This window comes from Buttiauxella ferragutiae, assembly GCF_022637515.1.
GTDB lineage: Bacteria > Pseudomonadota > Gammaproteobacteria > Enterobacterales > Enterobacteriaceae > Buttiauxella > Buttiauxella ferragutiae.
The window spans coordinates 517,125-539,625 of the sequence record NZ_CP093332.1 but is presented as its reverse complement, the minus strand read 5'-3'; the positions used below and the strand labels follow the sequence as shown (position 1 = coordinate 539,625).

The window sequence follows — 22,501 nt, the reverse complement described above, 5'->3', positions numbered from 1 at the left end:
AGAGTGCCGATCTCTAATTCAGCAACTCCAGTGCACTTTCACAACAATGTTAAACAAGGGTATGAAAGTTAAGCCGCTCCATTTTACCTGTAGCCACCTCTTATCGCAAGGCAACTCCAGGTGTCAGAGCGGATACTCAACGACCAGACGACGAGGCGCAACGCGTCCATCATCATCAATTTCAGCCATGCCGATAAATTTGCCTTCATCACCTTCGGTGACGCGAACTAACCCTTCTGCTGGGCTACCCGAGACTTGCACCGGCTGCCCATTCTTGAAGTAACCCGCAACAGCAGGTAATAAATTCACGATGGGGAAGTCCGAAGCAGGACTGTCCATTGGCATTAGCAGTGGATCTAGCAACACAGATGGCTCAATTTCTTGCGTTTGTGCTTGTTCAAGCAACGCATTCAATTGTTCAAGCGTTACCATGCGTTCGACAGGATACTTGCTCACCGCAAGGCGACGCAGGAAAGTCACATGGGCACCACAACCGAGTTTTTCACCTAGATCATCGGTGATAGTTCGGATGTATGTTCCCTTAGAACAGTGAATTTCCAACTCAAGCTCATTGCCTTCATGGCGAATAAACAGAAGTTCGTAAACCGTGATAGACCGCGCTTCACGCGGCACTTCTATACCCTGGCGTGCATACTCATAAAGCGGCTTGCCTTGATATTTCAGTGCGGAGTACATCGATGGAACTTGCTGTGTTTCACCACGAAAACTCTCTAAAGCTACTGCCAACTCTTGTTCGGTAAAAGTGACCGGGCGCTCCTGCACGACTGTGCCATCAGCATCAGAAGTATCAGTACGCTGCCCAAGGCGGGCAATAACACGGTAACGCTTATCGGAGTCGAGCAGATAACGCGAGAATTTCGTCGCTTCACCGAGGCAAATCGGCAGCATTCCGGTTGCAAGCGGGTCAAGCGCTCCGGTATGACCGGCACGGTTAGCATTATAAATACGCTTAACTTTCTGCAACGCATCGTTCGAGGATAAACCCTGAGGTTTATCTAACAACAGTACTCCGTGGATATCACGACCACGACGACGAGGACGACTCATTAATCCTCCTTGCTGTCATCCGTATCATTTACACGGCGCTCATCATCATTTCTGATGACGTTTGAAACCAGATTCGACATGCGCATACCTTCAACCAACGAGTTATCGTAGAAGAAAGTCAGTTCCGGCACGATACGCAGGCGCATTGCTTTACCCAGCAAAGAACGAATATAACCAGAAGCATCCTGTAAAACCTTGATGCCTTCTTTCACTGCTTGTTCGTCTTTGTCGTTCAGGAAAGTAACAAATACTTTGGCATAAGCCAGATCGCGTGACACTTCGACACCAGAAACGGTGGTCATCATGCCCAGACGCGGGTCTTTAATTTCGCGCTGCAGGATGATTGCGATTTCTTTCTGCAATTCCTGGGAAACACGCTGCGGGCGACCAAATTCTTTCGCCATAATAAATTCTCCATACAAATCGGGGGGCGCTCGGCCCCCCTAAAGATATTAGCTATTTGCTCGGCTGATATCAGGCGATGGTACGTTGGATTTCGATGATTTCGAAGACTTCGATCACATCACCAACACGCACATCGTTGTAGTTCTTCACGCCGATACCACATTCCATACCGTTACGAACTTCGTTAGCGTCATCTTTGAAGCGGCGCAGGGATTCCAGCTCGCCTTCATAGATAACAACGTTGTCGCGCAGTACACGGATTGGGTTGTGACGTTTGACCACACCTTCGGTAACCATACAACCTGCGATTGCGCCAAATTTAGGTGATTTGAACACATCGCGAACTTCGGCCAGGCCGAGGATCTGTTGTTTCAGTTCCGGAGACAGCATGCCGCTCATTGCCGCTTTAACTTCGTCAATCAGATGATAGATGACGGAGTAGTAACGCAGATCCAGGCTTTCTGATTCAATCACGCGGCGCGCAGATGCATCGGCACGGACGTTGAAGCCAACCAGAATAGCGTTAGAAGCTGCTGCAAGCGTTGCGTCAGTCTCAGTGATACCGCCCACACCAGAACCGATGATTTTAACTTTAACTTCATCAGTAGACAGTTTCAGCAAGGAATCACTGATTGCTTCAACAGAACCCTGAACGTCTGCTTTCAGCACAACGTTCACTTCGGACACTTCGCCTTCGGTCATGTTGGCGAACATGTTTTCCAGTTTAGATTTCTGCTGGCGAGCCAGTTTAACTTCGCGGAATTTACCCTGACGATACAGAGCAACTTCACGAGCTTTTTTCTCGTCACGAACAACTGTTACTTCATCACCCGCTGCCGGCACACCGGACAGACCAAGGATTTCAACAGGAATAGACGGACCAGCTTCAGTAACTTCACGACCCATTTCGTCACGCATTGCACGAACACGGCCATATTCGAAACCACAAAGAACGATGTCGCCTTTGTTCAGGGAACCTTCACGAACCAGTACAGTTGCAACCGGACCACGACCTTTATCCAGGAAGGATTCGATAACCACACCGCTCGCCATACCGTCACGCATTGCTTTCAGTTCAAGAACTTCAGCTTGCAGCAGGATTGCGTCCAGCAGTTCGTCAATACCAGTACCTGCTTTAGCAGACACGTGGATGAACTGGCTTTCGCCGCCCCACTCTTCTGGCATGATGCCGTACTGAGACAGTTCCTGCTTAACGCGGTCTGGATCGGCTTCTGGCTTATCGATTTTGTTTACCGCAACCACTACCGGCACCTGCGCCGCTTTCGCGTGCTGGATAGCTTCGATAGTTTGTGGCATTACGCCATCGTCTGCGGCAACAACCAGAACAACGATATCCGTCGCCTGAGCACCACGAGCACGCATAGAAGTAAACGCTGCGTGGCCCGGGGTATCCAGGAAGGTAACCATACCGTTGTCAGTTTCAACGTGGTATGCACCGATGTGCTGGGTAATACCACCCGCTTCGCCAGACGCTACTTTAGTAGAGCGAATGTAGTCGAGCAGTGAAGTTTTACCGTGGTCAACGTGACCCATGATGGTAACAACCGGCGCACGAGACTCAGCAACTGCGTCAGTGTCACGGTCGCTCATCAGCGCTTCTTCCAGCTCGTTTTCACGACGCAGGATAACTTTGTGGCCCATCTCTTCGGCAACCAGCTGTGCGGTTTCCTGGTCGATGACCTGGTTAATGGTTGCCATAGCACCCAGTTTCATCATTGCTTTGATGACCTGAGAGCCTTTAACAGCCATTTTGTTAGCCAGTTCTGCAACAGTAACGGTTTCGCCGATTACGACGTCACGGTTAACCGCTTGTGCAGGCTTGTTGAAGCCTTGCTGCAGTGAACTTGGTTTACGCTTGCCTTTACCGCCACGAACTGCAGCACGTGCTTCTTCACGGTCAGCTTTAGACTCGCCGTGTTTGCCGCCTTTCTTCTGGCGTGGTGCTTTAGTTGTCGCAGTACGAGCACGAGTACGGCCAGCTTCAACTTCGCGGTCGTTTTCGTCTTCAGCCTGGCGAGCGTGTTGAGAAGTGGTTACATGGTAATCAGATTTGTCGTCTTCCACTTTCTCTTCTTCCGTCCAAACACCTGCGTTAGCTTCAGCCATTTTACGGGCCTCTTCAGCTACACGGCGGGCGTCTTCTTCTAATTTGCGACGGGCTTCTTCTTCAGCAGCACGCTTCAGATCTGCAGCTTCTGCTTCGCGACGGGCTTTATCTGCCTGGGCGCTTTTTGTCATATCGTCTTGTTGATTGCTCACTTTGTCTTTTTCCGCAGCTTCACGTTTCGCTTTATCAGCGGCTTCACGCTTAGCTTTATCTTCAGCTTCACGTTTAGCTTTTTCTTGCGCCTGACGATTGGCAGCATCCTGCGCCTCACGTTGGGCTTGCTCTTCCGCTTCACGCTGCGCCTGTTCTTCCGCGGCAAGACGTTCTGTCTCTTGCGGATCACGTTTCACAAAGGTGCGCTTCTTGCGGACTTCGATTTGTACCGATTTACTTTTCCCACCGGTACCTGGAATGTTTAAAGTACTGCGCGTTTTGCGCTGTAATGTCAACTTATCTGGCGCAGAACCATGTTCACGGTTCAGGTGCGCCAGTAATGTTTGTTTTTCCTGGGCCGAGACAGAGTCATCAGCAGCCTTAGGGATCCCTGCATCAGCAAATTGCTGTACCAGGCGGTCCACGGAGGTCTGAATCTCTGCGGCCAGCGCTTTTACGGTTACATCTGTCATGCTGTTCCTTCCTGCTACAGTTTATTACGCTTCGCCGCCAAACCAGCAGATATTGCGAGCAGCCATAATCAACTCACCGGCCTTCTCGTTGGTTAAACCTTCAATATCTGACAGATCGTCGACACCTTGCTCAGCCAGGTCTTCAAGCGAGCTCACACCGCGCGAAGCGAGTTTAAATGCCAGGTTGCGATCCATACCTTCGAGGTTCAGCAGATCCTCTTGAGGTTTGTTATCGCCCAGGCTTTCTTCCTGCGCCAATGCCAGTGTGGTGAGGGCGTTTTTGGCGCGATCACGTAATGCTTCCACTGTATCTTCATCAAGGCCATCAATTTCCAACAGCTCTTTCATCGGCACGTAGGCCAACTCTTCGAGAGTGGAGAAACCTTCTTCTACCAATACAGTGGCAAAGTCCTCGTCGATCTCGAGGTATTTGGTAAAGGTATCAATGGCAGCATGTGCTTCAGCCTGATGCTTGGCTTGCAGGTCATCAACAGTCATTACGTTGAGTTCCCAGCCGCTCAGCTGTGCAGCCAGACGAACGTTTTGTCCGTTACGACCGATTGCTTGTGCCAGATTGCCTGCCTCTACCGCGATATCCATTGTATGTTTGTCTTCATCAACAACAATGGAAGCCACGTCAGCCGGAGCCATAGCATTGATAACGAATTGTGCTGGGTTATCGTCCCACAGCACGATATCAATACGCTCACCGCCCAGTTCAGTAGAAACTGCCTGAACACGCGCACCGCGCATGCCGACACAAGCACCTACTGGGTCAATACGCTTGTCGTTGGTTTTCACAGCGATTTTCGCACGAGAACCAGGATCACGAGCAGCGGCTTTGATTTCAATAACTTCTTCGCCAATTTCCGGCACTTCAATGCGGAACAGTTCGATCAGCATTTCAGGCTTGGAACGGCTAACAAACAGTTGAGCACCGCGAGCTTCCGGACGCACAGCATAAAGCACACCGCGGATACGGTCACCTGGGCGGAAGTTTTCACGCGGCAACATATCTTCGCGAAGAATAACTGCTTCAGCGTTGCTGCCGAGATCAAGAGAGATGTTCTCGCGATTAACTTTCTTCACGACACCAGTGATGATTTCACCTTCGTGTTCGCGGAACTGATCAACTACCATTGCGCGCTCAGCTTCACGTACTTTCTGTACGATAACCTGTTTTGCGGTCTGAGTAGTGATACGGTCGAAAGTCACAGATTCGATCTGGTCTTCAACGTATCCGCCAACATTCAGCTCTGGATCTTCGAATTGAGCTGCATCAAGGGTAATTTCACGCGTAGGTTGGGTCACTTCTTCAACAATAACCCAGCGGCGGAAAGTATCGAAGTCACCACTTTTACGATCGATGCTGACACGCACATCAATCTCTTGTTCGTATTTTTTCTTGGTCGCTGTTGCAAGTGCACTTTCCAGCGCTTCGAAAATCTTCTCGCGCGGCAGTGATTTTTCATTGGAAACTGCTTCTACAACAGCCAAAATTTCTTTGTTCATCCTGGGTTTTCACCTCAATCCAAACTATTAAAAGTGGGGTACCAGGTTCGCTTTCTGGATGTTGCTCAGCGCGAACACTTCATCTTTACTTTCCACCGTGACCGTGATCATCTCACCTTCTACGGCTTTAATTATACCCTGCCATTTACGACGGTTTTGCACAGCCATTCGCAACACAATGCTCACTTCTTCGCCGGTAAAGCGAACGTAATGCTCTGCGGTGAACATTGGGCGATCAAGGCCTGGTGAGGAAACTTCCAGGTTGTAAGCTACAGTGATAGGGTCTTCGACATCCAGAACTGCACTTACCTGGTGACTGACATCAGCACAATCATCAACATTGATGCCAGCTTCACTATCAATATAGATGCGCAGCGTAGATTGGCGACCTCGAACGAATTCGATACCGACTAATTCATAGCCCAGCGCCTCGACCGGTGCTGAAATCATCTCTGTTAATTTTTGCTCTAATGTGGACAAGCCCACCCCCGAGAAATAAAAAAAGGGCATATAGCCCAGTTATTCTGAAGTCAGATAACAAAAAACCCCGATAAATCGAGGCTTTATATAACTGAACCCTGTACACCGCAATTGCGGCCCGGACACCATCCAGGAGAATTTTTTTCTAAATTCTTCGCGAGGCACCAACTGGTGTTCACAGTATATTTGAAAAAGAACTCTCAGGGAAAGTGGTTGCGGGGGCCGGATTTGAACCGACGACCTTCGGGTTATGAGCCCGACGAGCTACCAGGCTGCTCCACCCCGCGTCCGAAAACGTGGCAAATATTACGCCGATATTGCATAAAATGCAAGAAATGCAGATATTTTGGTACCGAGGACGGGACTTGAACCCGTAAGCCCAATCGGGCACTACCACCTCAAGGTAGCGTGTCTACCAATTCCACCACCTCGGCACTTTGAACACGGTAATCACTTCTTACCGTATTGAAGCTTACTACTTATTACTGCGGGATATCGCTGCTCGGCTTGGTAGGTGCCGCTGGCTGTGACTCAGTTTTTGTAGGCTGAGTTAAATTATCCCACACACTTCCTTTATCGGTTTTGTTGGTATTGAGGTTACCCAGTACCAGGCTGATAATAAAGAACAGCGTTGCTAACACAGCGGTCATGCGGGTCATGAAGTTACCAGAACCGTTAGAACCAAACAGCGTAGCGGAAGCGCCTGCTCCGAAGGAGGCTCCCATATCAGCGCCTTTACCTTGTTGCAGCATGATAAGACCTACAAGGCCCAGGGCTACAATAAGGAAAACAACTAAAAGAGCTTCGTACATAATCAACCTGTTCCTTGCGGGATTACCGCATACCAAAGCTTCAAACCAGTCAAGCGGATACGTTTAAGTTTACCCACTGAAGCGGGTGAGAATACTAACCAAAGCCTTCGAACTGCGCAAGGGCAATTTATTCACATTTCGCTGACTGCGGAAAAAAACAGCAACACACCGATTTTCGCCTGGAAAACAGGCGGCAAATGCCGCCTTTTCACACAACAACCAAGAGTGACTTTAAACTGCTTTTACAGCATCAGCGATACGGTTGGCATATTCAATGACCAACGCTTCATCTTCGCCTTCAACCATTACGCGGATTAATGGTTCTGTGCCAGATTTACGCAGTAACACGCGGCCACGATTGCCGAGCGCCTCTTCAACTTCAGCAGTCACTTTTTTCACTGAATCGTGTTCAAGTGGATCACCGCTGCCTGCAGTAAAGCGTACATTTACCAAAATTTGCGGGAATAATTTCATTCCGCTGCACAAGTCATGCAAGCTCATATGGTTACGCACCATTGCAGTGAGTACTTGCAAACCTGCCACGATACCGTCGCCAGTGGTGGTTTTATCCAGAAGAATCACGTGACCTGAGTTTTCAGCGCCAATTCTCCAGCCTTTTTCCTGAAGCTTTTCCAGCACATAGCGGTCGCCCACTTTTGCACGCGCAAACGGAATACCGAGCTGTTTCAATGCCAGCTCCAGCCCCATATTGCTCATCAGTGTACCAACTGCACCACCGCGCAACTGGCCCTGACGGAGTCCTTCACGAGCGATGATGTAGAGGATCTGGTCGCCATCAACTTTGTGGCCCAGATTGTCCACCATGATGACACGGTCGCCATCACCATCCAGTGCAATGCCAATGTCAGCTTTCTCAGCCAGCACGCGCTCTTGCAGCATGCGCACGTCAGTAGCACCACATTTTTCGTTGATATTGACGCCGTTTGGCTCACAACCCACGGTAATGACCGTTGCACCCAGTTCACGCAGCACATTTGGTGCAATGTGGTAAGTCGCACCATTAGCACAATCGACAACAATCTTAAGGCTGCTGAGGCTTAATTCATTAGGGAATGTGCCTTTACAGAATTCGATATAGCGACCCGCGGCATCAACGATACGGCTGGCTTTGCCCAGTTCTGCAGAGTCAACACACGTGATCTCTTTTTCCATTTCCGCTTCAATGGCTTCTTCAACTTCATCTGGCAGTTTTGTGCCGTCGATTGAGAAGAATTTAATCCCGTTATCATAGAACGGGTTATGCGATGCAGAGATAACAATCCCGGCTTCTGCACGGAATGCACGGGTCAGATAAGCAACGGCAGGCGTTGGCATCGGGCCAGTGAATGAAGCAGACAAACCCGCCGCAGCCAGGCCCGCTTCGAGAGCAGATTCCAGCATGTAACCAGAAATACGGGTGTCTTTGCCGATAATAATTTTACGCGAACCATGACGCGCCAAGACTTTCCCTGCTGCCCAGCCGAGTTTCAGCACAAAGTCAGGAGTAATTGGGGAATCGCCTACACGACCGCGAATGCCATCTGTGCCAAAATATTTACGGTTACTCATAGCGTTTTTTTTCCTTCGCTGAAAGTGTGGCTTCCACCACGCGCATCGCTTCGACTGTCTCTTTCACATCGTGAACTCGAATGATATTAGCCCCCTGCATTGCAGCTATCACTGCACAAGCAAGACTGCCACTCAGGCGTTGATCCGGCCCGACATTCAGCAGTTGGCCAACCATTGATTTACGCGACATCCCCACCAAAAGTGGTAAACCAAAGTGATGGAATTCGGAGAGTCGGGCTAAAAGTTGGTAATTATGGGTCAGATTTTTACCGAAACCGAAGCCTGGGTCGAGTAACAATTTTTCTTTTGCGATACCAGCCGCTTCGCAGCGGGCAATTTGCTCGATAAAGAAGCGGTTCACATCAGCAAAGACGTCGTCATAATGAGGTGCCTGCTGCATATTTTTTGGTTCACCTTGCATATGCATCAGGCAAACTGGCAAACCAGTTTCCGCAGCAGCTTCAAGAGCACCAGGCTCCTGTAATGAGCGAATGTCATTGATGATATGTGCGCCGACTCGCGCCGATTCGCGAATGACTTCAGGCTTAGAGGTATCAACTGAAATCCAGATTTCAAAGCGTTGTGCAATGGCCTCCACAACAGGGATCACTCGCGACAGCTCCTCATCAACACTAACGTCAGCTGCACCTGGGCGAGTCGATTCACCACCGATGTCAATAATCGTCGCACCAGCGTTAATCATCGCGTTAGCGTGTTTTACGGCTTCAACTAATGAATTGTGCTGACCACCATCGGAAAACGAGTCTGGTGTGACATTTAAGATCCCCATAACATGAGGATGTGAGAGATCGAGCGTAGTGCCCTGTGCGGTGAGTTTCATCAAAATTCCCTGCATCGACTTTGGTTAAGACAAAAACAAAAACCCCGGGACAAGCCCAGGGTTTTATAGATTACTGCAGTAACATCCGACAGAGACGACTTATTTATCGCCCAACTGCTCTGACATAGTATTACCAGGATTCGGCGTACGCGGTTCGTCGACCGGACGCGGTGCACTTGGAGTACCGTTATTATCAGAATTGTTGTTGCCGTTGTTTGAATCTTCCCAACCTGCTGGCGGACGCACATCGCGGCGATTCATCAGGTCATCAATCTGTGGCGCATCGATGGTTTCATACTTCATCAGTGCGTCTTTCATGGTGTGCAGAATATCCATATTTTCATTCAGCAGCTGGCGAGCACGAGCGTAGTTACGCTCAATCAACAGCTTAACTTCCTGATCGATGATACGCGCAGTTTCATCGGACATATGTTTCGCTTTCGCGACTGAACGACCCAGGAACACTTCACCTTCCTCTTCCGCATACAGCAACGGACCGAGTTTCTCAGAGAAGCCCCATTGGGTAACCATGTTACGAGCGATGGATGTTGCTACTTTGATGTCGTTAGACGCACCAGTAGAAACATGCTCAGCACCGTAAATAATCTCTTCAGCAAGACGACCACCGTACAGCGTAGAAATCTGGCTTTCCAGTTTCTGACGGCTGGCACTGATTGCATCACCTTCTGGCAGGAAGAACGTTACACCCAGCGCACGACCACGCGGGATAATCGTTACTTTATGCACTGGATCATGCTCTGGTACCAGGCGGCCAATAATCGCGTGGCCTGCTTCATGGTATGCAGTTGATTCTTTTTGCGCTTCCGTCATCACCATAGAGCGGCGTTCCGCACCCATCATGATTTTGTCTTTCGCTTTTTCGAATTCAACCATCGAAACCACACGCTTGTTGCCACGGGCAGCAAACAAGGCAGCTTCGTTGACCAGGTTTGCAAGGTCAGCACCGGAGAAGCCTGGAGTACCACGTGCAATAATTGCTGGATCGACGTCTGGAGCCAGTGGCACCCTGCGGCTATGCACCTTCAGGATCTGCTCACGGCCACGTACATCTGGCAGACCAACAACAACCTGGCGGTCAAAACGGCCTGGACGCAGCAACGCTGGGTCAAGTACGTCTGGACGGTTAGTTGCAGCGATAACGATGATACCTTCGTTACCTTCGAAACCATCCATTTCAACCAGCATCTGGTTCAGTGTCTGTTCACGCTCATCGTGACCACCACCAAGACCCGCGCCACGCTGACGGCCTACGGCGTCAATTTCATCGATGAAGATGATGCATGGTGCCGCTTTCTTAGCTTGTTCAAACATGTCACGAACACGGGATGCACCCACGCCCACGAACATTTCAACAAAGTCAGAACCGGAAATAGTAAAGAATGGTACTTTCGCTTCGCCCGCAATGGCTTTCGCCAGCAAGGTTTTACCGGTACCCGGAGGGCCAACCATCAGCACGCCTTTCGGGATTTTACCGCCCAGTTTCTGGAAACGGCTTGGCTCACGAAGGTACTCAACCAGCTCAGCAACCTCTTCTTTTGCTTCGTCACAACCTGCAACGTCAGCAAAAGTGGTCTTAATTTGGTCTTCTGTGAGCATACGCGCCTTGCTCTTACCGAACGACATGGCACCTTTGCCACCGCCGCCCTGCATTTGACGCATAAAGAAGATCCAGACCCCAATTAGTAAAAGCATTGGGAACCAGGATATGAAAATAGAAGCCAGCAAGCTTGGCTCTTCAGGCGGTTCGCCTACTACTTTCACATTTTTGGTCAGCAGGTTATCAAGCAGTTTAGGATCGTTAACGGGGATGTAAGTCGTGTATCGGTTACTATCTTTCTTGGTAACGTTGATTTCACGTCCGTTGATACGCGCTTCGCGTACCTGGTCCTGATTTACTTCAGACAGGAAAGTGGAGTAATCCACCCTACGGCCATTTGACTCGCTGGGCCCAAAGCTCTGGAACACAGACATCAGCACAACCGCGATGACCAGCCAGAGTATTAGGTTTTTCGCCATGTCACTCAAGGGATTAACCTCATATTACAACTGTGTTAACAAACAGCGTCAGGGTACTATAGTTTTCGCCCAGTCGCTACAATGTACACTTCACGTGAGCGGGCACGAGAAGAGTCCGGTTTACGAACTTTAACTGTCGTAAACAGGGAGCGAATTTCTCGCAGGTATTCATCGAAACCTTCGCCCTGAAACACTTTCACTAAAAAACTACCGCCCGGTGCCAGAACGTCACGACACATTTCCAGTGCCAGTTCTACTAAATACATAGCCCGAGGAATATCAACTGCCGGTGTCCCGCTCATATTTGGAGCCATATCTGACATGACAACCTGAACTTTACTGCCACCAACACGATCCAACAGAGCTTTCACGACTAGTTCATCACGAAAGTCACCCTGAAGGAAATCAACACCAACGATAGGATCCATTGGTAAAAGATCGCAAGCAATGATTCGCCCCTGATTCCCGATCTGAGTCACGACATATTGTGACCAGCCTCCGGGAGCAGCACCAAGATCGACAATTGTCATTCCTGGCTTAAAAAGTTTGTCACTTTGCTGTATTTCATCAAGTTTAAACCAGGCACGGGAACGTAACCCTTTTTTATGCGCCTGAATTACATATTTATCGCTAAAGTGTTCCTGCAGCCAGCGACCAGAGCTGGCAGAACGCTTTTTACCTGTCATCTCATTTTCCAACTTTGTTCATCGTGAGTAGCAGGCTGTAGAGTTATCAGCACAGCCGATTGGCGATACGAGGGATATGGCGGTAGAATGAACCGTTTTCAATCCCAACGTAAGCAAAAAATACGATGAATCTGAGTACTAAACAAAAACAGCACCTGAAAGGTCTTGCACATCCGCTCAAGCCTGTAGTCATGCTTGGCAATAACGGTTTGACCGAAGGGGTACTGGCCGAGATTGAACAAGCGATCGAACATCATGAGTTAATCAAGGTGAAAATCGCAACTGAAGATCGCGAAACTAAAACCTTGATCGTCGATGCCATCGTGCGTGAAACCGGCGCCTGTAATGTACAGGTTATCGGTAAAACGCTGGTGCTCTATCGCCCGTCTAAAGAGCGCAAGATTTCTCTGCCAAAATAAGCAGAGAGTGTGCAAAATGCCACGCTCTGTTAGTTGATAAAAGGCCGCGATGCGGCCTTTTTCCTTTCTTTACAATACGCCACGTCATAAAAAAGCGTAGCAGATATTATAAATATTCCACTTTTACAATTTCGAACTCTACATCACCACCCGGCGTGCGGATAACAACGACATCATCCTGCTCTTTACCGACAAGGCCACGAGCAATCGGCGAGTTCACAGAAATAAGATTCTGTTTAAAATCAGCTTCATCGTCACCAACAATGCGATAAGTCTGCTCTTCTTCGTTATCCAGATTCAAAACTGTCACGCTCGCGCCAAAAATGACACGACCGTTATTAGGCATTTTGGAGATGTCGATAACCTGAGCATTCGACAGCTTAGCTTCGATATCCTGGATACGACCTTCACAAAAACCCTGTTGCTCACGCGCGGCATGGTATTCAGCGTTTTCTTTTAAATCGCCGTGTTCGCGGGCATCTGCAATCGCGGCAATAATTTGTGGGCGACGTACGGACTTCAGGAAATCCAGCTCTTCACGTAATCTTTCTGCGCCACGTAGGGTCATCGGAATAGGTTGCATTGTTATACCTCTTCAAAACTTTCCTGTTCAGAACTGCCCTGCGGCACCTCTGAATCCAGAGCCTGGTTTGCATAAGTAAGGCAAACCCCTGGCACTAAGCAAAATAAAACTGACCCGGCGCGAAGCACCAGGCCAGGAACGGTTTCCAAATTGACCTGTATTTTACCCTGGAGTTCACTGAGGGTCATCGTTTACTTTGCACCGCGATGCACCGTAGTATGACGACACGTTTCCAGGTTGTTACCGCGAGATTATGCGATTTTTTAGATTTGTCATTGGATTGACCAGTGCTGTGGTGTTTAACGTCCAGGCTGCCAACATAGAAGACTATACCTCCCAATTACCTGCGGGTGCGAATCTGGCTTTGATGGTGCAAAAAATAGGTGCGCCAGCTCCTTCTATTGACTACCACAGTCAACAGATGGCTCTGCCCGCAAGTACTCAAAAGGTCATTACGGCGCTAGCAGCACTGCTTCAATTAGGACCAGACTTCAGGTTTACGACCACCCTTGAGAGCCATGCTCAAGTCAGTAATGGTGTCTTACAAGGTGACCTTATTGCGCGATTTGGTGGCGATCCTACGTTAAAACGTCAGGATATTCGCAATATGGTGGCAGTCCTGAAAAAATCGGGTGTGCAGAAAATTCAGGGAAATGTGCTGGTAGATACCTCCGTTTTCGCCAGCCATGACAAAGCACCTGGCTGGCCATGGAATGACATGACACAGTGCTTTAGCGCCCCGCCAGCTGCCGCAATTGTTGACCGGAACTGTTTCTCTATTTCGCTATACAGCGCACCAAAAGCTGATGACTTAGCGTTTATTCGCATCGCTTCTTACTACCCAGTAGTGATGTTCAGCCAGGTTCGTACCCTCGCCAAAGGCTCCGCGGATGCACAATATTGCGAACTGGACGTCGTTCCGGGTGATTTAAATCGCTTTACGCTAACCGGATGTATGACACAACGTGCAGACCCTCTCCCGCTGGCATTCGCGATACAAGATGGCGCAAGTTACGCTGGTGCGATTTTGAAAGCTGAGCTAAAAGAAGCGGGCATCAGTTATAGCGGAACCTTATTACGCCAGACGCAAGCGAATACACCAGGAACGGTCATCGCCAGTAAGCAATCGGCCCCATTGCACGATTTGCTAAAGGTTATGCTCAAGAAATCGGACAACATGATTGCCGATACCGTTTTTCGTACTATCGGCCATAACCGTTTTGGAGTGCCGGGAACCTGGCGTTCCGGAGCTGATGCCGTACGTCAAATCCTCCGGCAGAAAGCAGGTGTTGATTTAGGTAACAGTATCGTCGTCGATGGTTCGGGGCTATCGCGCCACAATCTCATCTCCCCCGCCACTATGATGCAGGTGTTGCAATATATCGCCCAAAATGACAGTGAGCTTAATTTTATCTCAATGCTACCGTTAGCGGGTTATGACGGTTCATTACAGTATCGTGCTGGTCTTCATCAGGCCGGTGTTGATGGCAAAGTTTCTGCGAAAACCGGTTCACTGCAAGGTGTTTATAACCTTGCTGGATTTATTACCACTGCCAGCGGCCAAAGAATGGCCTTTGTGCAATATTTGTCAGGCTACGCTGTAGAGCCTGCCGATCAACGTAACCGCCGTATCCCATTAGTGCGATTTGAAAGTCGTCTCTATAAGGATATCTACCAGAATAATTGAGTTATGAAACTGCTGATTGTTGAAGACGATTTACTGTTGCGGGAAGGCCTGGTGCTGGCATTGAGCAGCGAAGGCTATGCGCTTGATTGTGCTACGACCGCCGCCGAAGCAGATGCGCTGATCGAAAGTGGCGAATACGGCATGATCATTCTCGATCTTGGCCTGCCTGATAAAGACGGAGCCACATTATTAAGACAATGGCGGCGTCGCAGTATCAGTACACCCGTGCTGATACTAACGGCTCGTGACGCACTGGAAGATCGCGTCAACGGACTGGATTCTGGTGCAGATGATTATCTGGTCAAGCCATTTGCTCTCGCTGAATTGCAAGCCCGCACGCGGGCGCTGATTCGCCGATATCAGGGTCATAGCGATAACCTTCTTCAGCATGATGATTTGACACTCAACCTGCAAACTCAACAGGTGCTATTGCAAGATCAGCCCGTCGAAATCACACCAAAAGAGTTCGCCCTGCTCACACGCTTGATGATGCGTATCGGTCAGACCGTGCACCGTGAAACTTTGCAGCAGGATATCTACAGCTGGCAAGACGATCCTGGCTCGAATACCCTTGAAGTCCACATCCACAACCTAAGACGTAAGTTAGGCAAAGACAGGATCAAAACTGTCCGTGGCGTGGGTTATCGGCTGGATAGCCGTGTATGAACAGCATGCGCCAGCGCTTGATGGTCCTACTCGCACTTATTCTTTTGTTTTTTCAGCTAATTAGCGTTATTTGGTTGTGGCATGAAAGCCGTGAGCAAATCAGTTTTCTGGTCAGTGAAACGCTATCAGCCAAAGCCCGAAATCAGCATGTAGAAAAGGAAATCCGCGAGGCGATTGCTTCGTTATTGGTTCCTTCTCTGGTGATGATTGGATTCACGCTTTTCTTCTCATTCTGGGCAATCACCTGGATTACCCGTCCGTTGAATCGCCTGCGTACCAGCCTTGCTAATCGATCTGCCGATAACCTGTCACCACTGTCAATGTATTCAGACATGGATGAGATGGTTGCTGTTACCAACTCGCTGAACCAACTCCTGGCGCGACTAAACCATACCATTCAGCAAGAGCGCTTATTTACCGCAGACGCCGCTCATGAATTACGAACTCCTCTGGCAGGCATTCGTCTGCACCTCGAGTTAATGGCAAATGCAGGCATTCAGCAGGCCCCTATGCTGTTGGAGCGTATCGATCAACTGATGCACACCATTGAGCAGTTGCTGATGCTCTCGCGCGCTGGACAAGCGCTGGCGAGTGGTCATTACGATACTCTCAACTGGCATCGTGACATTATCTCGCCGCTCAAAATGGAAATGGAAGAGATGGTGGCCTTGCGTAAGCAAAATATTATCTGGACGGAGGAAAATGAAATTATCGTTCAGGGTGATGCAGTACTGCTGCGTTTGATGCTGCGTAACCTTCTGGAAAATGCCTCTCGTTATAGCCCAGCTGAAAGTACCATCTCGGTCTCTTTAAACGCCCAGGATAACGGCGCGAAGTTAACTATTTCAGACCAGGGGCCAGGTATCGATGAAAAACATCGTCAGACGATTACCGATCCCTTCCGTCGAATGGATGAACGCTATGGCGGGAGTGGGCTTGGACTGAATATTGTCCAACGTATTGTTCAGCTTCATCATGGAAAACTAGCATTAGATAACGGTATCGATGGTGTTGGCCTGCAAGCAAGCTGCTGGATCCCATCGCAAAACCAATAAAAAAGGCCGGAAATTTCCGGCCTTTCATAAGATAACGTTTTATTTCTGATAGATGATTTCGACACCTTCGTCGTCATCTTCATCCCAGTCGTCATCCCAGTCTTCGTCTTCTTCCGCTTCCACGGCATCGAGTTGCTGTTGATGATAATCATCCCACATGAACTCAACTTTTTCCGGTGCAATCGGCTGGAGCTCAGCGATTTTCGGGTTAGCAATGATGAAGTCCATTACATCCCAGCACAGCGCATTCACGCCTTCGCGGTTAACGGCAGAGATCAGGTAGTATTTCTCTTCCCAGCCCATAGCGGTCGCAATTTCTTTTGCACGCGCTTCGGCGTCTTCTTTGCTCATCAAATCGCATTTGTTGAAGACCAACCAGCGTGGCTTCTCAGCAAGTTTCTCACTGTATTTTTCAAGCTCACCAATGATGACGCGGCCATTTTCAACCGGATCTGATTCGTCAATTGGTGCGATATCGATGAGGTGCAATAACACGCGGCAACGCTCAAGGTGTTTCAGGAAGCGGATGCCGAGGCCTGCGCCATCAGCTGCACCTTCGATAAGCCCTGGAATATCGGCAACCACAAAGCTCTTCTCGTTATCCATACGGACAACACCAAGGCTTGGGATAAGCGTAGTAAACGGATAATCCGCCACTTTTGGTTTTGCCGCAGAGACAGAACGAATAAAGGTAGATTTACCAGCATTTGGCAAACCAAGCATACCCACGTCTGCCAACAGCAGCAGCTCAAGTTGAATATCACGCTTCTCGCCAGGTGTACCCATGGTTTTCTGACGCGGAGTACGGTTCACAGATGACTTGAAACGGGTGTTACCCAAACCGTGCCAACCGCCCTTAGCCACCATCAAACGCTGACCATGCTGGGTCATATCACCCATGGTTTCGCCAGTGCCCTGATCGATAACTCGCGTTCCTACAGGTACTTTTACGGTAATGTCTTTACCACGTTTACCGGTACAGTCACGGCTCTGGCCATTTTGACCACGTTCAGCGCGGAAAGATTTCTCGAAGCGATAGTCGATCAGGGTGTTGAGGTTTTCATCCGCCTCAAGCCAGACATCACCGCCATCACCGCCATCACCACCGTCCGGGCCGCCTCTGGGAATATATTTTTCACGACGGAAGCTAACGCAGCCGTTACCGCCATCACCTGCTACGACCAGGATCGTTGCTTCATCAACAAACTTCATTTCACTTCTCCGTAAATCATTCGCCCGAACGTTGTACTGGAAGAACAGCTTCGGTTTTGCGCCAACGTCCCCAAAGACGGTGACCAATGGCTGAATACATTGCACCTGCAACCACGACGAACGCGCCGCTATAACCCACAAGGTTAAGTAACGGCATGGCGAAGAAATCGGGCCAGGCTAACGCTAATAAATCAGAAAATAGCAAAGTAAACAGCGGAGTCAGCGTAATAATGGCGCTAACCTGTGCCGCCTGCCACCGTGCCATGGCTTCTGCCAGTGCCCCATACCCAACCAGTGTATTCAGGCCACAGAAAACTAAACATGCCAGTTGCCAGTCACTGAGCTGGAAAATTTTATCCAACTGAGCCAGAGGCAAAAGTGCAAGAGTACATAAAGTGTACAGCAAAAGGAGGATCTGTTGCGAGGCCAGGCGGCGTAATAATACCTTCTGCGCCACGCCATAGATGACCCACACTGTCGCCGCCAGAACACCGAATATCACCCCAAGGGTGTAATCTGTCAGGCGGGTAAAAATCTCTATCAGGCTGGTGTTGAAGAACATCACCAACCCACAAAGTAACATTATGGCCCCAATGACTTGTGTGCCGCGCATCTTCTCTTTGAGCACAACCACACTTGCCACCATCATTCCCACGGGGGAAAGCTGGCCAATAACCTGAGATGCTGTTGGGCTCAGGTACTGCAACGATGAACTAAACAGCAAAAAGTTTCCGAACAAACCACCGGTTGCAATGGCGAGTAACGCCAACCAACGTGGTTTTCGGAACAGGCGTAATGGAGGTAATTTTCCGCGTATTGCAAGAATACTACCCAGCCCCAGGCTTGCCATCAGGAAACGATAAAAGACCACTGTCGGCGGTTCCATTACCGTCAGCACCTGTTTCATCGCAATCGGCAATGCCCCCCAGCAAACTGCTGTAGTGAGCGCCAACAGAATGCCAATGCCTGCCTGCTGTTTCATTGCTTATTCCCTGCGACTACCTGATTTACCGGTCGCAGAATGTAAAAAGCCCCGCAACGTGTTGCGGGGCTTCTATCCGTTACCGGGACGCGAAAAACTTATTCAGCAACGATGCTGATGAACTTACGGTTTTTCGGACCTTTAACTTCGAACTTAACTTTACCGTCAGTCAAAGCGAACAGAGTATGATCTTTGCCGCAACCTACGTTAGTACCAGCGTGGAATTTAGTACCACGTTGACGAACGATAATGCTGCCTGCCAGAACTGCTTCACCGCCGAAACGTTTTACGCCCAGACGTTTAGCTTCGGAATCGCGACCGTTACGAGTAGAGCCGCCAGCCTTTTTATGTGCCATTTAATATGCTCCCCTGTATTAAGCGCTGATGCCGGTGATTTTCACATCAGTGAACCACTGACGATGACCCTGCTGCTTACGGTAGTGTTTACGACGACGAAACTTAACAATCTTAATTTTCTCGCCACGACCATGAGCAACAACTTCAGCTTTGATTACGCCGCCATCGACGAAAGGAACGCCGATTTTGATTTCTTCACCATTAGCGATCATCAGAACTTCAGCAAACTCAACAGATTCGCCAGTTGCGATGTCCAGCTTTTCCAGGCGAATGGTTTGACCTTCGCTTACTCGGTGTTGTTTACCACCACTTTGGAAAACCGCGTACATATAAAACTCCGCTTTCCGCACGCACCCTATGTATGTTTCAGGTGGCGCTATAAATATTCACAATAGGGCGCGAATATTACGCAAAACGAGAGCCTTTGACAAGCCCTCTCATGAAACAGAGTAGAAAAAAAACGCAACATCACACCAGCCGTTTATCTGCCTCGTTTTTTCAGTACAATCTGTACTACATTATTACTCCTCTTCCCTCACGTGATTCCGTACAGGCATGTGGTAAACAGGACTTTAAGCCAGACTTTTGCGATGAATTTAGAAAAAATTAATGAGTTAACCGCGCAAGATATGGCGGGCGTCAATGCGGTCATCCTTGAGCAGTTGAATTCAGATGTCCAATTGATCAATCAGTTAGGGTATTACATCGTCAGTGGCGGTGGTAAGCGTATCCGCCCAATGATTGCTGTACTTGCTGCTCGTGCGCTCGGTTATCAGGGTAAGGCGCATGTCAATATTGCAGCGCTTATCGAATTTATTCACACGGCGACGTTGTTGCATGATGACGTAGTAGATGAATCGGATATGCGCCGTGGCAAAGCCACAGCCAACGCGGCGTTCGGCAATGCGGCCAGTGTACTGGTCGGCGATTTTATCTATACCCGAGCCTTCCAGATGATGACTCAACTTGGTTCACTCAAGGTACTTGAAGTCATGTCCGAAGCAGTGAACGTGATTGCTGAAGGTGAAGTTCTGCAATTAATGAACTGCAATGACCCGGATATCACTGAAGAAAGTTACATGCGGGTGATCTACAGTAAAACAGCACGCCTGTTTGAAGCGGCCGCTCAATGTTCCGGTATTTTAGCTGATGCCACTGTAGAGCAGGAGAAAGCCCTTCAGGATTATGGTCGCTATCTGGGTACTGCATTCCAACTCATTGATGATCTTCTCGACTACAGTGCGGACGGGCAAACTCTGGGTAAGAATGTTGGTGATGACCTTAACGAGGGCAAACCGACTCTCCCGTTACTGCACGCAATGCGTAACGGCAATGCAGAGCAAGCAAAAATGATCCGTGAAGCCATTGAACAAGGTAACGGGCGTCATTTGCTGCAACCAGTATTGGACGCGATGGCGGCCTGTGGTTCACTGGAATGGACTCAATTACGCGCAGAGCAAGAAGCAGACAAAGCCATTGCTGCGCTGAGTATTTTGCCAGAAAGTGAACACAAAGAAGCACTAATTGCACTGGCTCATATGGCCGTTCAACGCGACCGTTAATCTTTTTAGCGCGCCAGCTAAAGGCGCGCTAAGTTTCCAATAATTTTTTTTCCCCGCTTCAGCATGCTTCCTATAACCAATTTGTTTTCATTGGATTTCATTCACTTTGTGTGGGTTAACACAGATTTAATTTTTTAAGCCATTTATTGGAATCTTTTGGCACTTCGCTATGTTATAAACACTCTTGAGTAGACCGGTTAAACGAAACGGTTACAGGGAGGAACATGGAAAGTAATTATTCTGACTGGCACCCGGCAGACATAATCGCAGGGTTACGTAAACGTGGAACAAGCCTGGCGGCTGAATCCAGGAAGGCAGGGCTAAGTTCATCGACGCTGGCTAATGCGTTGACGCGCCCATGGCCTAAAGGTGAGTTAATCATAGCAACGGCACTGGATACATCACCCTGGATGATTTGGCCCTCGCGGTATTACGACCCACAAACTCATCAGTTAATTAACCGAGCGAGTTTAATGCGTAAGCGATAAAAAAACCGGGCATGCCCGGTTTTCTCTTGTTAACAACAAAATTTATTCGCTGCCACTACCTTTCACACGTTCAATCTTCGCACCCAACGCCTGAAGTTTATCTTCAATGCGCTCGTAGCCACGATCGATGTGGTAAATACGGTCAACAACGGTTGTGCCTTCGGCAATACAGCCAGCCAGAACCAGGCTTGCTGAAGCACGCAGGTCGGTCGCCATCACTTGTGCACCAGACAGTTTTTCAACGCCGTGGCAAATCACCGTATTACTTTCAATCTCTGCATGTGCGCCCATACGGATAAGTTCTGGAACGTGCATGAAGCGATTTTCAAAAATGGTTTCGGTGATAACACCCGTACCTTCAGCCACCAGGTTCAGCAAGGTGAACTGAGCCTGCATATCGGTCGGGAAACCAGGGTGCGGTGCAGTACGGATGGTCACGCCTTTCGGGCGCTTACCGTGCATATCCAGGCTCACCCAGTCTTCGCCAACTTCAATATCGGCACCTGCTTCGCGCAGTTTCGCCAACACCGCATCAAGGGTGTCTGGTTGAGCATTACGGCAAACAATTTTGCCACCGGAAATCGCCGCAGCCACCAGGAAAGTCCCGGTTTCAATACGGTCTGGCACTACGCGGTAAACACCACCACCGAGGCGTTCAACGCCCTGGATAGTAATGCGATCGGTACCTGCACCGGTGATTTTCGCACCCAGAGTATTCAGGAAGTTCGCTGTATCAACGATCTCCGGCTCACGAGCGGCGTTTTCAATGATGGTTGTGCCTTCGGCAAGCGTAGCAGCACTCATGATGGTGACGGTGGCGCCTACGCTCACTTTATCCATCACGATGTGTGCGCCTTTCAGACGGCCCTGTACAGAGGCTTTAACGTAGCCTTCTTCCAGTTTGATTTCCGCACCAAGTTGCTCAAGACCGGTAATATGTAAATCAACCGGACGAGCGCCAATTGCACAGCCGCCAGGTAAAGAAACCTGCCCCTGACCAAAACGTGCAACCAACGGTCCAAGCGCCCAGATAGAAGCACGCATGGTCTTAACCAGATCATAAGGTGCGCAGAAGATATTCACTTCACTGGCGTCGATCCATACGGAACCGTTACGTTCAACTTTGGTACCCAACTGGCTTAACAGCTTCATTGTGGTATCAATGTCTTTCAATTTTGGAACGTTCTGAATCTCAACTGGCTCTTCAGCCAACAGAGCTGCGAAGAGGATCGGCAGCGCGGCGTTCTTCGCCCCGGAGATCGTCACTTCACCACTCAGTCGGGTTGGCCCCTGAACTCGAAATTTATCCATTGCAACTGCTCTCTA

22 protein-coding genes and 2 tRNA genes are annotated in these 22,501 nt (G+C 49.3%); 6 read left to right on the top strand and 18 right to left on the bottom strand.

The genetic code is table 11. The annotated features are described in order from the left end of the window. Positions 1–123: 123 nt before the first annotated feature. The 12 genes from truB to rlmE form a co-directional block, all read right to left on the bottom strand. The gene (gene truB / locus MNO13_RS02545; protein ID WP_064543159.1) at positions 124–1,068 is read right to left on the bottom strand and encodes a tRNA pseudouridine(55) synthase TruB; all 945 of its coding nucleotides are present in this window, start codon (positions 1,066–1,068) and stop codon (positions 124–126) included. Next, positions 1,068–1,472: a 30S ribosome-binding factor RbfA gene (gene rbfA / locus MNO13_RS02540; protein WP_034459684.1), complete on the bottom strand. Its 405-nt coding sequence runs from the start codon at positions 1,470–1,472 to the stop codon at positions 1,068–1,070. The genes truB and rbfA overlap by 1 nt, the downstream gene beginning before the upstream one ends. A gap of 70 nt (positions 1,473–1,542) precedes the next feature. Then, positions 1,543–4,227 (bottom strand): translation initiation factor IF-2, encoded by a 2,685-nt coding sequence (gene infB, locus MNO13_RS02535; protein ID WP_064543157.1) that lies wholly within the window; start codon positions 4,225–4,227, stop codon positions 1,543–1,545. A gap of 24 nt (positions 4,228–4,251) precedes the next feature. Next, positions 4,252–5,739: a transcription termination factor NusA gene (gene nusA, locus MNO13_RS02530; RefSeq protein WP_034459687.1), complete on the bottom strand. Its 1,488-nt coding sequence runs from the start codon at positions 5,737–5,739 to the stop codon at positions 4,252–4,254. 27 nt (positions 5,740–5,766) lie between these two features. Further along, entirely contained in the window at positions 5,767–6,219 is a 453-nt protein-coding gene (gene rimP, locus MNO13_RS02525) for a ribosome maturation factor RimP (RefSeq protein ID WP_241939489.1), read from the bottom strand. 210 nt (positions 6,220–6,429) lie between these two features. Continuing rightward, a tRNA-Met gene (locus tag MNO13_RS02520) sits at positions 6,430–6,506 on the bottom strand. Between the two features lie 60 nt (positions 6,507–6,566). Beyond that, positions 6,567–6,653, bottom strand: a tRNA-Leu gene (locus MNO13_RS02515). A 48-nt stretch (positions 6,654–6,701) separates the two neighbouring features. Next, the gene (gene secG / locus MNO13_RS02510; protein ID WP_034498820.1) at positions 6,702–7,031 is read right to left on the bottom strand and encodes a preprotein translocase subunit SecG; all 330 of its coding nucleotides are present in this window, start codon (positions 7,029–7,031) and stop codon (positions 6,702–6,704) included. 231 nt (positions 7,032–7,262) lie between these two features. Beyond that, positions 7,263–8,600, bottom strand: a complete 1,338-nt coding sequence (gene glmM / locus MNO13_RS02505) for a phosphoglucosamine mutase (protein ID WP_064543155.1) — start codon at positions 8,598–8,600, stop codon at positions 7,263–7,265. Beyond that, positions 8,593–9,441 (bottom strand): dihydropteroate synthase, encoded by an 849-nt coding sequence (gene folP, locus MNO13_RS02500; RefSeq protein ID WP_064543154.1) that lies wholly within the window; start codon positions 9,439–9,441, stop codon positions 8,593–8,595. Before folP ends, glmM begins: the two co-directional genes overlap by 8 nt. Before the next feature lie 99 nt (positions 9,442–9,540). Further along, a complete protein-coding gene (ftsH, locus tag MNO13_RS02495) occupies positions 9,541–11,478 on the bottom strand; it encodes an ATP-dependent zinc metalloprotease FtsH (RefSeq protein WP_064543152.1) in 1,938 nt (645 codons plus the stop codon). A 56-nt stretch (positions 11,479–11,534) separates the two neighbouring features. Next, positions 11,535–12,164: a 23S rRNA (uridine(2552)-2'-O)-methyltransferase RlmE gene (gene rlmE, locus MNO13_RS02490; RefSeq protein WP_064543150.1), complete on the bottom strand. Its 630-nt coding sequence runs from the start codon at positions 12,162–12,164 to the stop codon at positions 11,535–11,537. A 125-nt stretch (positions 12,165–12,289) separates the two neighbouring features. On the opposite strand from rlmE, the gene yhbY reads away from it, so the two are divergent. Further along, complete coding sequence (gene yhbY / locus MNO13_RS02485) at positions 12,290–12,583, top strand: ribosome assembly RNA-binding protein YhbY (RefSeq protein WP_034498826.1); 294 nt, start codon at positions 12,290–12,292, stop codon at positions 12,581–12,583. A 106-nt stretch (positions 12,584–12,689) separates the two neighbouring features. Here the strand turns inward: yhbY and greA are convergent, their stop codons facing one another. After that, the gene (gene greA / locus MNO13_RS02480) at positions 12,690–13,166 is read right to left on the bottom strand and encodes a transcription elongation factor GreA (RefSeq protein ID WP_064543148.1); all 477 of its coding nucleotides are present in this window, start codon (positions 13,164–13,166) and stop codon (positions 12,690–12,692) included. A 253-nt stretch (positions 13,167–13,419) separates the two neighbouring features. On the opposite strand from greA, the gene dacB reads away from it, so the two are divergent. From dacB to pmrB, 3 genes are read left to right on the top strand one after another with little or no spacing between them, the layout of a single operon-like run. After that, a complete protein-coding gene (gene dacB, locus MNO13_RS02475) occupies positions 13,420–14,853 on the top strand; it encodes a serine-type D-Ala-D-Ala carboxypeptidase (protein WP_232886464.1) in 1,434 nt (477 codons plus the stop codon). 3 nt (positions 14,854–14,856) lie between these two features. After that, positions 14,857–15,519 carry a two-component system response regulator PmrA gene (pmrA, locus tag MNO13_RS02470; RefSeq protein ID WP_064543141.1) on the top strand — a complete coding sequence of 221 codons (663 nt, stop codon included), beginning with the start codon at positions 14,857–14,859 and terminating at the stop codon, positions 15,517–15,519. After that, positions 15,516–16,574 carry a two-component system sensor histidine kinase PmrB gene (pmrB, locus tag MNO13_RS02465; protein ID WP_064543139.1) on the top strand — a complete coding sequence of 353 codons (1,059 nt, stop codon included), beginning with the start codon at positions 15,516–15,518 and terminating at the stop codon, positions 16,572–16,574. The genes pmrA and pmrB overlap by 4 nt, the downstream gene beginning before the upstream one ends. Positions 16,575–16,613: 39 nt before the next feature. Here pmrB and cgtA read toward each other — a convergent pair whose 3' ends face one another. The 4 genes from cgtA to rplU form a co-directional block, all read right to left on the bottom strand. Continuing rightward, positions 16,614–17,786, bottom strand: a complete 1,173-nt coding sequence (gene cgtA / locus MNO13_RS02460; RefSeq protein ID WP_064543137.1) for an Obg family GTPase CgtA — start codon at positions 17,784–17,786, stop codon at positions 16,614–16,616. A 16-nt stretch (positions 17,787–17,802) separates the two neighbouring features. Further along, on the bottom strand, positions 17,803–18,768 hold the full coding sequence (locus MNO13_RS02455) for a DMT family transporter (RefSeq protein ID WP_064543135.1): 966 nt from the start codon (positions 18,766–18,768) through the stop codon (positions 17,803–17,805). Between the two features lie 98 nt (positions 18,769–18,866). Then, positions 18,867–19,124, bottom strand: a complete 258-nt coding sequence (gene rpmA, locus MNO13_RS02450; RefSeq protein ID WP_024549632.1) for a 50S ribosomal protein L27 — start codon at positions 19,122–19,124, stop codon at positions 18,867–18,869. A gap of 18 nt (positions 19,125–19,142) precedes the next feature. Beyond that, the gene (gene rplU / locus MNO13_RS02445) at positions 19,143–19,454 is read right to left on the bottom strand and encodes a 50S ribosomal protein L21 (protein ID WP_064543133.1); all 312 of its coding nucleotides are present in this window, start codon (positions 19,452–19,454) and stop codon (positions 19,143–19,145) included. A gap of 261 nt (positions 19,455–19,715) precedes the next feature. Between rplU and ispB the strand changes: the two genes are divergently transcribed. Next, positions 19,716–20,687, top strand: coding sequence for an octaprenyl diphosphate synthase (gene ispB / locus MNO13_RS02440; RefSeq protein WP_064543131.1), 972 nt, complete (start codon positions 19,716–19,718; stop codon positions 20,685–20,687). Positions 20,688–20,911: 224 nt separating this feature from the next. Then, on the top strand, positions 20,912–21,175 hold the full coding sequence (gene sfsB / locus MNO13_RS02435) for a DNA-binding transcriptional regulator SfsB (protein WP_074388515.1): 264 nt from the start codon (positions 20,912–20,914) through the stop codon (positions 21,173–21,175). A gap of 42 nt (positions 21,176–21,217) precedes the next feature. Here sfsB and murA read toward each other — a convergent pair whose 3' ends face one another. Continuing rightward, positions 21,218–22,486, bottom strand: coding sequence for a UDP-N-acetylglucosamine 1-carboxyvinyltransferase (murA, locus tag MNO13_RS02430; RefSeq protein ID WP_121814815.1), 1,269 nt, complete (start codon positions 22,484–22,486; stop codon positions 21,218–21,220). Positions 22,487–22,501: the final 15 nt, after the last annotated feature.